The organism is Ignavibacteriales bacterium (genome assembly GCA_016214905.1).
GTDB lineage: Bacteria > Bacteroidota > Ignavibacteria > UBA10030 > SZUA-254 > PNNN01.
The window spans coordinates 1,166,329-1,180,089 of record JACRMQ010000007.1 but is presented as its reverse complement, the minus strand read 5'-3'; the positions used below and the strand labels follow the sequence as shown (position 1 = coordinate 1,180,089).

The window sequence follows — 13,761 nt, the reverse complement described above, 5'->3', positions numbered from 1 at the left end:
TATTGATTTATTCTGAAGGTAAAATCAAATCATAAATATTTGGATCGGCTGGATTCTTCTGTCCACCTCCTACCCATTCCTGAGCAACCGGACCCACAGACCTGAATTCACCGATACCGGCACCACCGTGATCATCCTGCGCACCGACAAGAACAGCATATCGCCATGAATTATCCGGTGCACCGATTAAATCAATTGGTATGGAAAATTCAATTAACTTCGCGTTTGCATTGCCTAACGGATTTTTCTCATCTCCAGCTACTGGTAAATATTCTGCAAGAGTTTTTCCGCTGTCGTTCATAATACGAATTCCTCCACCAATATAAATTATATTTTGAAATTTAAACCCATCAGTAAATTTATAGTTCGAATTCATGCCAACATTTGTTTCTCCGTTGCTTACATTTTTATCAATGGCAATCGCTGTATAGGTTAATTGAAATCCGTATTCAGGATGCCATCCGGGGTTGGAGAGATTTTTGAATTGTAGTTTGAAGAACACATTCTTATTATCTTTTGAGACGGTGAAGTGGGTTATGTCAAGACTTCCTGATTTGAGGTTTACGGTCTGCGGATAAATGTATGCACCACCTCCGTTATCATCCCCTTCCGGATCACTTACATCATACATAACCTTTGCTTGCATATTTGATTGTTTGATTTCGGAATTTGAAAGGAGACGATGAGATGGAGGTTGGAGGCATTTTAGATTAGAATCGATTTTTGGTGTAGCTAATTCTAATTTTATATCGTCAAAATAAGTATAATCTTGATACCATAATTTCATTTGTTTTGGATATGGCTTTAATGACATCTGCGAATGATATTTACCCATTGAGAAAAAAAATACATTTTGAGAATCGATTATTTCGGCATGATCATCATCCATTTCGAATTTCATGTAACCGTTTGAATTCAATTTAAACCTGGTGTGGCATCCGCTCTCATCTTTTTTTAACCATTCGACAGATATTTCGTTACGAGGAGAATTTGAATCGGAATAGACAGATAAATTATATTGATTGGATAACTGATCGACATGAAAATATAATTTTGAATTTGCAAGCGGTAGAACATAATCGATTTTTGAAATTGCTTGAGGAATTTGCGGTAATATCTTAATTAGATTTTCTGATGAACTAATATTTATTCCTAAGTATGATTGGTAAAAATTCCTGATAAACTCTGCTAAGCTCCAAGCTTGCGAGTAAGTGCCGGATAACCTTGGAATTTTCTCACCGCTTCTGGGTGCGGCATCGATTAATTCCGACAAAGTACCGATTGCGCCTTGATCTAAAATTTGATTGACCATATTCTCTGTAACCACATAAGCCAAATCTGGATGCCGGTACTTGATTGCCGCATCGATCCATTTCCCCGCCAACCAAGTCCAAACTATTCCGTTATGGTAAGCTGCATCCTGAACATAGAATGGCTCATAATGATGATATGGATGGAAATTACTGTCTTTCTGAGATAGTGACGCAACGCCATAAGGGTAAACCAATTCACTTGTTATGGTTTGAAATATTTTAGCACCCGTTGCTCCATCGTATATATATTTATCTAAAACAAAAAGTTGGTTTGGACGAAGTTGCGTATCAGGAGTTCCATCCACATTAAGATGATCAAATATGAGACTATCATTTTTACTAAAATAATATTTCGAAAAGTTTTTACTTAACTTCAATTCCAAATCATACCAGTAATTTTTGTTAATCGTATCAAGGGCTATATAAGCATAATAAATCCCAATTTTAAGCTGATCATACCATAACATTTGAACATCATTCGCCCTATTCCCTCTCGGACTCCAAGCACCATCAGGTCCAACAGCATCCATCCATGTTTCAGCATCGCCATGTGTAAGAAAACCGAGGGAATCCATGTGATATTTTATAGTTCCTTCAATCGAACGTTTTACAACAGGATACATTTCTCGTACGAAAACAGTATCACCCGAATACATCACATAATCATTAAGGGTAATAACAAAACGTGGCGTTCCATCTGCAGTGTTGTACGAAATAGAATTTGTTGTAACAAGATTAGGTATGCGTCCGTAGTTTGTACTGTTCGGATTTGTATCCTGCCATGCGGCGAATGATTTGAGAATTTCTTTAGCATCTTTGAAATTTCCGGTAACAAGTGTCGCACCTGCCAACGAGATAAACGAATCTCTCCCCCAATAATTATCGAACCAAGGCAATCCGGCAAAGATGCCTTTTCCACGCTGGTTCATAATCAAGGCATCCATCGATATCTTCGCCCAGTAAAGCGCCTTATCAAACCGTTTGTTATCGGTACGGACATAAGAATAGTTAAGTAAATCTTCCATCCGTTTCTTGCGCTTTTCGATTAGCGACGGATAATTTTGTGCAACATGTTTTGCGAGTGAAATGGTTTGGGATTTGGTATCACCTGCTATGAAAATAATTTTCAATTGACAATTGCCAATTGACAATTGACAATTCACTGGAGAAAATGTCGTATTGAGAGTATCGGATGAACGTATAGAATTAAGTTTATCACCCGGCACAACTGATATTCCAATCCACACCGGGTAATTCTCATTTTGAGTTCTGATGAGATGTTTTTTATTCGCGATGAGAAGGACATCCTCCTCAAAAACGATCTCAAAATCATTAGGATCAAAAGAATTGGTGAAGTATGGATTGATTGATAATTCTTTTCCATCTAATCTATCAAGTTCGACGACGAATGCGTCAATTGAATCTAAAAGTGTAAACGTTTCCGTTATATCATCCGGATATTTTCTCACAAGCTGATGAGGATATGCTTCGGCATCTGCATCGACAGGTTTTAAAATTATTCCATCGATGCCGATGGAATAATTTTCCATTATTTCTGTCGACATCACACGCCATCCCTGCCAGCCGGAGCGGTGGACTCCGTTTGTTTCTGTATAATAAACTCCTGCCTGCTTGTTAGTATAAGCAACTTCACGCGACGATCCTTGAGATACTTCAATCATCATTTCATCAGCGGTAATAGGAGCCCGTTTGAACCCTGGCTGAGGAATACATGCCGTTGCCGTTATAAATATCAAAAAGATCAATCTCATTATTTCAATAATAATAAATTTATCGCTGATAAATATCTACCTGCAATCAACCGACAATAATAAACTCCGCTCGGTAAACACCTTGCATCCCAGTTCACTCTGTATGAACCCGGCTGTTGCACTTCTTTTACCAAAACGGCTACCTCCTGACCTACCATATTAAAAATGTTCAACGTTACAAATCCGTTGTCTGATATTCGATATTCGATATTTGTTTCCGGATTGAACGGATTCGGATAATTATTGTACAAAATAAATTGTCCGGGAAGATCATCAAAAAAACTGACGGACACAGGATTAAGGTACATGAAACTCCATGTCCCGGACCACTCACCCCATCCTGCAGAATTTCCGGCTTTTACGCGCCAATAATATTTTTGATCATTCAAACCATTGACTTGTTTCGATATTGTTGGGATCGTCGTATCATCATGTACAATCGAAATAAAACCGGAATCTGTTGACAACTGTAATCTGTATTTGTTCGCATTATTCGATGAACTCCAGCTCAAACTCAGGATCGTGTCGTGATTCGTCGAAGCATTCAGAGGCGATAATAGAATTGGAGCGAACGGCAATATTGGTAACCCGTCGATCAATGCTTTTACACTTGGATAAATTGCTTTTGCCATTCTTCTGTATCCGCCCACCGGATGTCCATCCCATCCATCGTACGAAGGATGAATACCGTCTAGGATATATGCCTTTACACTTTCCGGCGGCATAAAAGCAGCGTAAACATCAGCCAGTACAATTGTCCTACCTTGCACAACTTTTTCAGAAACTAAGGCGGGAAAAAGTGCGTTGGCTGCGATTACATTGAACCATAACGGAACGAAATTAGAATGACCGATTGTATCGGGAGGTGTTATTGTGTTCAAAACTATCTTGATGCCCGGATTTACGCTCCAGATTGTATCAAGCAACATTCGCATGTCATCGCGGAACATTGCAGGTGTACGTCCGCCTGAATGCAGGTCGTTGGTTCCAAGCTCGATAATAACTATTTCGGGTTGGTAGGTTGCCATTCTTTCGGCTGCGGTTTCGATCTGTGGATATACTCTGCCCGCTTCTCTCGTTATCGTTGCAGAATTATAACCCTCATGTTCATAATCGGGATTGTCCCAGTTTGCCTGTCCATAATCATTGGAGCCGACAAAATCTGTGCTGAATCCTCCTAGCACAAGTGAATCCTTTAACAATCTTCGATATCCACCCTGCCAGTCTAATTGCGTGATCGAGTTACCCAAAGGCATTATTTTAATCGGGAGTTGAACCTTCATAGAAGATTCAGGAATATTTTTATGAATTATTTCAAGATTATCCGATTGTCCTTGAGCGTGATCAAAAAAGAAAATTAAAAAAATTATGAACAATATTTTTAAGAAATAGGTCATTAAAAAAATTGAATTATTTTCAATTATAATTGAGATTAATTGGCAGGAATGTAACTACCGATTTTATGCCATACTTGACTTATAATTCTCTCGGAACAGTTTCATTCTTAGAAACAAGATACCTTTTTACTTTTTGAGTTGTAGTTTTCTCGAACTCGCGCTCGCGGATATAAATCTTTGTGATCTGCTTAAATTGTGAAACCTGTTTGTTTATCTTAGCCACTTCTTTATTCAGCGTTTCACGCATCAATTCATCAGTGATCTTTACATTTTCCGTTTCCGCGAGTGCTATGAATGCTTCAGCATCTGGGAGTATCTGCACAGCAATTACCTCACCATGCTTCGGATCTTTCTCGCCGTATACCATGCACTCCTGAATAAAAGGACTGCGTAAAAGCAAATCTTCTAATTCTTCGGGATAAACATTTTCTCCGCGTTTCGAGATGATTACGTTTTTAAGTCGGCCAGCGATATGTAAAAATCCGTCATCATCCATATATCCAAGATCGCCTGTCTTGAACCACGAATCTTCCATAACATCACGTGTGGCTTTTTCATTCTTGTAATATCCAAGCATTATGCTAGGTCCCTTCGCCCAGATTTCTCCAACTCCAAGATGATCGGGATTGTTAATTTTTATATCGACACCGGGCAATGGAATTCCTGCCGCGTTGTCTTTATGAATCTGCACAGGATTCAATGCGAGTATCGGTGAGGTCTCGGTTAAACCGTAACCTTGAATCATATTAAAACCAAAAGCTTTCAAACCTCGTGCAACTGTCGGATTCGACGCAGCTCCGCCGGTAATAAATAGACGGATTGATCCGCCGAATCGTTCGTGAAGCTCACGAAAGACAATGCGCTTCGATGCTTTCCACCCTAACTTTGATAAAAGATTGGTCGCTCGAATCAGAGGCGGAACAATCAACGACTTCATTTTATCTTCCTGAATACCTTTGTGTATGCGCTTGAACATCTTTTCATATAAAAGCGGAACACCGAGAAGGATTGTAGCATGAGATGACTGCAAATCTTCTACAACAGTTTTCAACGATTGAGCATAATGAACAGATGCGCCTGTGTAAAGCGGACAAAGTAAACCGCAGGTACACTCGTAACTGTGATGCATAGGAAGTACCGAAAGAAATCTGTCGGTCTGATCTATAAGCACAACACTCACCATCGCCATTAGATTTGACGCAAGATTTTTCTGGCTCAACATTACTCCCTTCGCTCTCCCTAAGCTTCCCGATGTAAAAATAATTTCAGCCATTTCAGCGGGATCAATTTTCGGCAATTCCTCAACTCTGCATGCGGCGCTATGGGTGATCAATTCCGCCATCGAATATATATGATCGTGGCGGGATGCTAAATCCATGTTCAGATACCACTTCAAATGTTTTAATGAAGGACGGGCTTCTGAGAGGATCGCATCGAATTGATCAGAATAGATGACCGCAACTGAATCTGATTCGTGAAGTATATTTAATATTTCATTAGTAGGAAGATTTCTATCGATGGGACAAACAACAAAATCGAAGCACATGCAGGTTAAATAACTAAGCGCCCACTGGACACGATTTTCACTGACTATAGCGATATGATCTCGCCGTTTTAACCCCAACTTTTTTAAGGCAGAACCGAATTTTAAAACATTTGATAATAACTCACTGTAGCGAAGCCGTGATATTGGCGTTTGTCGCAAATCTTCAAGGGCAAGATTGTTTCCGAACCCGCCCGACGATTTGATAACCATATCTTGGATGGAATTTATTTTTGTCACATCATTAAGTTTTATGGGCTGATGCATATTCCCTCATAACGATATTTATCAAATTAAATCGATCATTTTTCTAATTGATGAACAACAGTCTTGGCTAATTTATCGCCTATCCTTTGCTTAAGTGGAGAATTCATTATGCTTATTATCCCAAGTATATTGAACATAGGCAAACCATCCAATAACCTCCCTAAGTTTCTAATGAAACTCTGACAGTAGCTGATCGTTCCACCCTCAATTGACGAAACTTTTAAGCCGAGAATGAACTTCCATACTGTATATCCGGTTAGTTTTTCTAAAATAATGAAATACAAAAATATTGTTATGAGAAATATTGCACATAATGGATCGAATATTATCCAAAGATGATCCTCGGGGAACATCAACCATTTTCCTTTTATTAAATATGTTACAGGGAAGAAGAATAAACTTAGAAAGAGGTAATCTAATACCTGTGCCAAAGCCCGAAGATAAACAGTAGCGTATTTCATATCAAAGCTTAAGTTGTCGATCCTGATATCATCAACCCGGATATTTCCCCGATATATAATCGATTAATGATTTGATCTCAGTATTTTTAATCTCCACCATATTCTTAATTATATCGCCGATCGAAATTATTCCCGACATTTCTGAACCTTTGAATATTGGCAGGTGCCGGATTCTTTTTTCTGTCATGATATTCATTAAATGATTGATATCATCCTCTTCCGCGGCGGCAACAATGCTTTCTTTCGCAGTCATTATTTCTTTCACCGCAATCTGGGTTGTATCTTTTTTGTGTTGAACGCATTTCTGTAATATATCCCGCTCCGAAAGAACCCCCGTTGTTTCTCCGTTTATATTTTTTATGACTAATAATCCTATTCTTTTTGTTACAAGATCCTCAACTGCAGTTGAAACCTTCGTGTCCTCCGGGATACTGAAAATCTTTCTACCTTTTACATCCAATATATCTTTGGCTATCATCCGGTCAACCTTTCCATTTGATGAAAAATAATCTGTTGGGCTAAGTTAGGAAAAGATTTTCCCATTGTCAAATATGTCCAAAAATGAGTTAATATTTTAGGTTTTATATATCAGATAAAAATATATGATATATCTTGATTTTATTGTATTTTCCGCATCGTCAGATTTTGATTTTTAATTTTAAAAACATAACTTTGAGTTGATAACATCATATCAACCGAGGGTTCTACACAACATAATATTTTCATCGCGGTAATCGTGTTTTCATTTTATTATTATTTATAAAATTGAATACTATCTTTACAAAATAGAAATTATTTAGGGAATTCGATCATAAATGTAATTTCATTTTTTTAAACGATTGCTTTTCAAAATCAAGGAGATATTTTATGAAAATTTTTTTACTATCATTCCTCTTAATCATCGTTGCCATTTCGATGATTCAATCGGATCTGCTCGCTCAGAGCGGTTTACCCGATAGTTTAATCTTCCAAGGCTCACAGATGGACGTCGGCCAAACATTCCGCACGGGTACTGCAACATCCTTTGGACACTACACTATCAATGCCTATTTCAAAGAACCGAACGGAACAGAACATCTGGCTTACGTGGATAATTATGAATTATTCTATTTTAAGTCAACCGACAACGGTGTTAGCTGGAGTAAAGAAAAAATAATCACCGGACATGAAGGTGATATACAAAATTGTGCATTAACCGTAGATACAGCCGGTAAAGTTTTTATCGGACTTACGATCCATAGTCTTTACAACTATGCAAATCCAACAGGAATTACAGGTGGATCAAATTACTTTTTGTTGGATGCTTATTGTGTTAATAACAAGACAGGTAGCTGGGTTACAGAACTCGTCTATCTCCATCCGAGTAACTACGGACCAAAGGTTGCCGGACTATTTGTAGATTCAAGTAATAATGTTCATTTCATAGCAAACTATTATGGATGGTATAGTAATGGTGGAACAGCATGGGAATGGGTAAGAAATTCAAACACGAATACTTGGGGAACAATAAAAACAATCGTTCAATTTACGGATGGTGGTTTAGATAGGTTTATTTACGATACTTATGCAGTTGTACCGGACCAATTTGGAAACGTAACTCTTGTTATGTGCCGATACTATCCCACAAATCTTACACGACTTTTTTACGTCAGATATAACGGCTCTACATGGTCGGCACCGATAAACATTACAGATACTGTTGCAGTTGCCTGGAACAGGTTTGATGCATTGATTGATCCTGCCGGACATACTTACATCGCTTATCTCCAGAACAATGCGCAGGGCGTACCGGTATTAAAAGTTATGAAAGATTTCCAACCGGCTCAAATCGCTTCGATTAATCTTGCACCAGTCGATACGATTTATTACTTCAGGATGCATTGCAATTCCTCAGGACTGTTTACAATGTTTTTAACAATAAAAAATCAGAATGTCCATACAACTTTCAGTAATGATGCGATCAACTGGTCAGATCCAATTCCTACTCCCGATAATTTGAAAAATTATATGGGTGGGTTAATTATAAGAACAGATGCGAGACAAGGATATTTTACCGATTATTGCAAACAAATAGTGGGAATAGCCGGACCCCGAACAAGTCAGCCATACGGACCAGACACATTATTCTATGGAAGTATCCGAATTCTCGGTGTTCCATCATCGCCAAGTCTGACTACGCCTCCAAACAGTTCAGTTGTTGATACATCATTCGTTACTTTTCAATGGACAGCCGCAACGCCGGAAGTAACTCATTATTGGTTGGAAATTGACACAACATCAGAATTTAATACTTCTAATATTGATTCGACAATTACTTCAAATGAATTTACTTACAATGAGCTGGAAGCATACAAAACTTATTACTGGCGGGTCAAGGCAAAAAATCAGAGATGCTGGAGTCAATTCAGTGATGTTAATTCATTCAATGTGGCATATCTCGGTATCGAAGATAAATTTGATATACCGAAAGAATTCATGCTCGCACAAAACCATCCGAATCCATTTAACCCGAATACAAAAATTCAATTCGACCTTCCATTCGAGACATATATAAAATTAAAGGTATTCAACATTTTGGGAGAAGAAGTTGCGACGCTGATTGAAGGTAAACAAAATGCCGGATATAAAAATGTAGAATTCAATGCTGCGAGGTTAACGAGTGGTGTATATTTTTATCGTCTGGAAACACCATATTTTAGCCAGACGAAAAAATTGATTCTATTGAAATAATCTTAAAATTTACCTCAGTCAAAATGGCTCACTTACTAAAGTGAGCCATTTTTTTATCAATCATTCAACTGCAATCTTTTCTCATATCCTTAATTGAATATTGCGGGCTTGATTATTCCGTCTTAATTATTTATCTTTTTTCTGACAACTAATAAAATAATTATCAAAAGGGAAATTAATTATGAAAAGATTATTGAGCAAAGCAATCATACTTGTTCTAATGCCGGCGATTTTATCTCTTGGATGCGGCGCAAGTAAAACTGTACAGGGTGGTGCGATAGGCGCGGCAGCAGGTGGAATTCTGGGCGGTATTATAGGAAAACAATCGGGACACACGGCAACAGGCGCGATTATCGGAGCGGTTATTGGCGGTGCAGCTGGCGCGTTGATCGGAAGATATATGGATAAGCAGGCGGAAGAAATGGAACGTGATATCGAAGGAGCAAAAGTCGAACGGGTTGGTGAAGGAATTAAAATTACATTCGATTCGGGAATTTTATTCGACATAAACAAATCCGATCTTCAATCCGAAGCAAAAAAGAACCTAGACAATCTTGCAAAGATTTTAAATAAATATAACGACACGAACATTTTAATCGAGGGTCACACCGATTCAACCGGCACTGTTGAACATAATATGACTCTTTCAAATCAACGCTCGGAATCTGTTTCTAATTATCTTAAAGGATTGAATGTAATCGGTTCGAGAATCACCACTGCGGGATACGGACCAAATCAACCTGTATCTACAAATACAACAGTTGAAGGAAGACGACTGAATCGTCGTGTTGAAGTCGCAATTTTTGCAAACGAAAAATTGAAAGACGCGGCAGAAAAAGGACAATTGAAATATTAAATCGGTAGGTATAAAATAGTACATCCGACATCTGGATTTGAACCTTGCGAAGTTTTGTAAACCTTCGCAAGGTTTTTCTACTTTAATATCTGTTCTTCCCTCCCATCATTTTACTCTGCGTTAATCTGATACTTGGTGTTTAGTAACTATCCTCAATTACCTCGAAAAACTCTTCCGGATGTTCACATGCAGGACATTTCTGAGGAGGATTTTTTCCTTCATGAACGTAACCGCAGTTCCGGCATTTCCAGCGAACTACTTTTTCGCGTTTACGCACGGTTCCATTTTCAATACTCTTTAATAATTTAAGATAGCGTTGTTCATGATGTTTTTCTACCATCGCGATAGCACGGAATGCGGCTGAAACTTCAAGGAAACCTTCTTCTTTGGCGATAGCTGCGAACTCCGGATATATTTTTGTGTGTTCCATGTTCTCACCATCGGCGGCAGCTTTCAGGTTTTCTGCAGTTGTACCTATTTTACCGGCAGGATATGAAGCCGTGATTTCAACCTCTCCACCTTCAAGAAACTTGAAGAATCGCTTCGCATGTTCTCTCTCATGATCGGCAGTTTCAAAAAATTGAGCGGCTATTTGTTCATAACCTTCTTTCTTCGCTTGCGAGGCAAAATAAGTGTAGCGGTTACGCGCCTGCGACTCTCCGGCGAAAGCCGCCAGCAAGTTCTTTTCGGTTCTTGATCCTTTTAAACTTTTCATTCTGAATTCTCCTCTTTGTTTCTTGATATTTAATAATATAAAAAATGCCATACTTAAATTAAGAGTATGGCATTATAATTAATTAATCATGATTATTTCTTTCTAATTCAATTTAGCTTTCTCTTTCACTCCGTATTCATATCCCTTGTTGAAAGCGTTGAGGTTCAGTTCCTCTGTTCCTTTCGGTACAGATGCGGTTACCGCCTTCCTCATTGCATCAACATCAACGAGACCGGTGATGGCAGTAGTGAATCCCATCATTACTATGTTGAGCACCATCTTCTTCCCAAGTTCTTCCGCGAACCGGGTTGCCGGGATAGAAAAATGTTTCAGGTCTTTCCTGAGGTTGTGCGGTTGAACTAACTCTTCTTCGGTAATCAAGATTCCGCCTTGCGCAAGCTCCGGTGTAAATTTTGTATATGCTTCTTGAGACATAACTATCATAATCTGTGGTGATGTTATGTACGGATAAGCGATCGGGTCTTTTGAAACAATCACCTGCGAACTGCATGCGCTTCCTCTTGCTTCGGGACCAAATGCCTGTATCATCGTTGCGTGTTTCGTATCGAAAATGGAAGCGGCTCTGCCGATAATGTAACCGCTGAGGATTACACCCTGTCCGCCGAATCCGCCTATTTTTATTTCTGTTCGTGCCATCTCTAATTCCTTAACCGTTATATGGTTTGAATTTATCGCCGAATTTCTTTCCGTAATATTCATTCATAGCGTCAAGATATGTCGGACGTTCTTTATCAACAAATTTACCCACCGTTATTTTTCCCTGGAAACTTAAAGAAGCGGTTTTTGTGTCGATATCATTCTTGATCTCGCTGTGCTCTTTAAAATATTTCATCTGATCGAGACCATCGCCCAATTTATTCCTCCTGCTGAAAAGTGTCGGACAAGGCGCGAGGATCTCAACAAACGAGAAACCTTTCTTAGCCAAAGCTTCCTTAATTGCTTTTGTTGTATGGCGGACGTGATATGCCGTCCATCTTGCAACGTAAACTGCTCCACACGATTCGGCAAGGTATGGAAGATTAAAAGAATCTTCGAAATTTCCGTGAGGTGTTGTTGATGCTGTCGCGGTTAAAGGTGTTGTCGGCGCAACCTGACCGCCTGTCATTCCATAAATAAAATTGTTGATGAGAATGACTGTCATATCAACATTCCGGCGGGCGGCATGAATGAAATGATTACCGCCGATGGCAGTAAGATCGCCGTCGCCGCTGTATACTACAACTTTCAATTCCGGATTTGCCAACTTTAAACCTGTCGCGAATGGAATGGCCCGACCGTGGGTGGTGTGGAAAGAATCTAAATTGATATATCCTGCTACACGACCTGTGCATCCGATACCTGAAACGATTGCAACTTTCTGCAAATCCAAATTGCTTTGTTCCAACGCGTGGGCGAAGCAATTTACCGTTGTTCCAATACCGCATCCGGGACACCAGATGTGCGGCATACGATCCATCCGCAAATATTCTTCCACCGTATTGGTGGGCATACTTTCATCTACATCAATTAAATCTTCAGCCATCACTCAACCCTTCACACTATTTTTTATTACATTATAAATATCTTTGGGATTATGTACCGCACCGCCGCCGTGACCGACAAGTTCAACACGTGCTTTACCTGCAACATGCCGTTCCACTTCATGTACCATCTGTCCGTAATTGATTTCGGGAACAACAAAAGCTTTCACTTTCGCAGCAAGTTCTTTAATTCGCTTTTCGGGGAAGGGCCAGGCGACTATAAGTCTGAGATGCCCGACTTTCATTCCTTCTAAGCGCGCTTGCTCAATCGCTGGAATTGCAACACGAGATGTTATGCCGTAAGATACCACAACTACGTCCGCACCCTCGACTTGATCTTCTTTGTATTCCACAATTTTATCGGCATTCAATTTAATCTTATCGATGAGACGGTGAACTAATTTTTCCTGTGCTGAAACTGTCATCGCGGGATAACCTTTTTCATCGTGTGTTAATCCGGTAACGTGAACTTTGTATCCATCACCCGCTTTAACAATTGGTGGGACTAAATCTTTATCCGGTTTGAAGAGGAGAAAATCTTCTCTCGGTCCGTCGTAGTACCGTCGCGGATATAAATCAATTTGATCTGCGGGAGGAATTATCACACGTTCTGTCATATGACCAACACACTCATCCATCATCAACAATACCGGAACGCGATATTGCTCCGAAAGGTTGAATGCTTTGATCGTAAAATCGAAACATTCCTGCGGTGAATTTGGACAGAGCGCGATTATACCGTAATCGCCATGCGAACCCCAGCGAGCTTGCATCATGTCTCCTTGACCGGGCAGTGTTGGTAGTCCTGTTGAAGGACCGCCGCGCTGGACATCGACAAAAACACACGGCACTTCTGTCATTGCCGCTAATCCTATATGTTCCATCATCAATGAAAATCCGGGACCGGATGTAACGGTCATCGCTTTCTTCCCACCCCACACTGCGCCTTGTATTGCTATGGAGGAAGCGATTTCATCTTCCATTTGGATAAACATTCCGCCGATGAGCGGGAAGCGATCGGCTATGCGCTCAACAACTTCAGTCGATGGTGTAATCGGATAACCGGCAACGAATCTGCAGCCGGCCGCTATTGCGCCCTCGGCGCAAGCATGGTCGCCATCGAGAAAGATCGCTCCGGTTAAAACTCCTTTTGGATCTGCTTTCAC

11 protein-coding genes are annotated in these 13,761 nt (G+C 39.7%); 2 read left to right on the top strand and 9 right to left on the bottom strand.

All coding sequences use genetic code 11. The features are described 5' to 3' along the window. Positions 1 to 7: 7 nt before the first annotated feature. The 5 genes from HZB59_12085 to HZB59_12065 all read right to left on the bottom strand — a co-directional run bounded on the left by HZB59_12085 (position 8) and on the right by HZB59_12065 (position 7,231). Positions 8 to 3,085: a hypothetical protein gene (locus HZB59_12085; GenBank protein MBI5022166.1), complete on the bottom strand. Its 3,078-nt coding sequence runs from the start codon at positions 3,083 to 3,085 to the stop codon at positions 8 to 10. Next, positions 3,085 to 4,368, bottom strand: a complete 1,284-nt coding sequence (locus HZB59_12080) for a T9SS type A sorting domain-containing protein (protein MBI5022165.1) — start codon at positions 4,366 to 4,368, stop codon at positions 3,085 to 3,087. Before HZB59_12080 ends, HZB59_12085 begins: the two co-directional genes overlap by 1 nt. Positions 4,369 to 4,561: 193 nt before the next feature. Next, positions 4,562 to 6,292: an AMP-binding protein gene (locus HZB59_12075; GenBank protein ID MBI5022164.1), complete on the bottom strand. Its 1,731-nt coding sequence runs from the start codon at positions 6,290 to 6,292 to the stop codon at positions 4,562 to 4,564. A gap of 35 nt (positions 6,293 to 6,327) precedes the next feature. Further along, positions 6,328 to 6,753 carry an RDD family protein gene (locus HZB59_12070; protein MBI5022163.1) on the bottom strand — a complete coding sequence of 142 codons (426 nt, stop codon included), beginning with the start codon at positions 6,751 to 6,753 and terminating at the stop codon, positions 6,328 to 6,330. Positions 6,754 to 6,784: 31 nt separating this feature from the next. Further along, positions 6,785 to 7,231 (bottom strand): CBS domain-containing protein, encoded by a 447-nt coding sequence (locus HZB59_12065; protein ID MBI5022162.1) that lies wholly within the window; start codon positions 7,229 to 7,231, stop codon positions 6,785 to 6,787. A gap of 389 nt (positions 7,232 to 7,620) precedes the next feature. Here HZB59_12065 and HZB59_12060 point away from each other — a divergent pair, with 389 nt between their 5' ends. Next, positions 7,621 to 9,483, top strand: a complete 1,863-nt coding sequence (locus HZB59_12060) for a T9SS type A sorting domain-containing protein (protein MBI5022161.1) — start codon at positions 7,621 to 7,623, stop codon at positions 9,481 to 9,483. A gap of 181 nt (positions 9,484 to 9,664) precedes the next feature. Then, on the top strand, positions 9,665 to 10,339 hold the full coding sequence (locus HZB59_12055; GenBank protein MBI5022160.1) for an OmpA family protein: 675 nt from the start codon (positions 9,665 to 9,667) through the stop codon (positions 10,337 to 10,339). Between the two features lie 139 nt (positions 10,340 to 10,478). Here HZB59_12055 and HZB59_12050 read toward each other — a convergent pair whose 3' ends face one another. From HZB59_12050 to HZB59_12035, 4 genes are all read right to left on the bottom strand, one after another. Continuing rightward, on the bottom strand, positions 10,479 to 11,054 hold the full coding sequence (locus tag HZB59_12050) for a rubrerythrin family protein (protein ID MBI5022159.1): 576 nt from the start codon (positions 11,052 to 11,054) through the stop codon (positions 10,479 to 10,481). Positions 11,055 to 11,156: 102 nt separating this feature from the next. Further along, entirely contained in the window at positions 11,157 to 11,711 is a 555-nt protein-coding gene (locus HZB59_12045; protein MBI5022158.1) for a 2-oxoacid:acceptor oxidoreductase family protein, read from the bottom strand. A 10-nt stretch (positions 11,712 to 11,721) separates the two neighbouring features. Continuing rightward, entirely contained in the window at positions 11,722 to 12,597 is an 876-nt protein-coding gene (locus tag HZB59_12040) for a 2-oxoacid:ferredoxin oxidoreductase subunit beta (GenBank protein ID MBI5022157.1), read from the bottom strand. Between the two features lie 3 nt (positions 12,598 to 12,600). Next, positions 12,601 to 13,761, bottom strand: coding sequence for a 2-oxoacid:acceptor oxidoreductase subunit alpha (locus HZB59_12035; GenBank protein ID MBI5022156.1), 1,161 nt, complete (start codon positions 13,759 to 13,761; stop codon positions 12,601 to 12,603).

Excerpts from the sequence above, each read along its gene's own strand:
- HZB59_12085 (MBI5022166.1), bottom strand. The coding sequence starts at position 3,085 with ATGAGATTGATCTTTTTGATATTTATAACGGCAACGGCATGTATTCCT.
- HZB59_12080 (MBI5022165.1), bottom strand. The coding sequence starts at position 4,368 with ATGAAGGTTCAACTCCCGATTAAAATAATGCCTTTGGGTAACTCGATC.
- HZB59_12075 (MBI5022164.1), bottom strand. The coding sequence starts at position 6,292 with ATGCATCAGCCCATAAAACTTAATGATGTGACAAAAATAAATTCCATC.
- HZB59_12070 (MBI5022163.1), bottom strand. The coding sequence starts at position 6,753 with ATGAAATACGCTACTGTTTATCTTCGGGCTTTGGCACAGGTATTAGAT.
- HZB59_12065 (MBI5022162.1), bottom strand. The coding sequence starts at position 7,231 with ATGATAGCCAAAGATATATTGGATGTAAAAGGTAGAAAGATTTTCAGT.
- HZB59_12060 (MBI5022161.1), top strand. The coding sequence starts at position 7,621 with ATGAAAATTTTTTTACTATCATTCCTCTTAATCATCGTTGCCATTTCG.
- HZB59_12055 (MBI5022160.1), top strand. The coding sequence starts at position 9,665 with ATGAAAAGATTATTGAGCAAAGCAATCATACTTGTTCTAATGCCGGCG.
- HZB59_12050 (MBI5022159.1), bottom strand. The coding sequence starts at position 11,054 with ATGAAAAGTTTAAAAGGATCAAGAACCGAAAAGAACTTGCTGGCGGCT.
- HZB59_12045 (MBI5022158.1), bottom strand. The coding sequence starts at position 11,711 with ATGGCACGAACAGAAATAAAAATAGGCGGATTCGGCGGACAGGGTGTA.
- HZB59_12040 (MBI5022157.1), bottom strand. The coding sequence starts at position 12,597 with ATGGCTGAAGATTTAATTGATGTAGATGAAAGTATGCCCACCAATACG.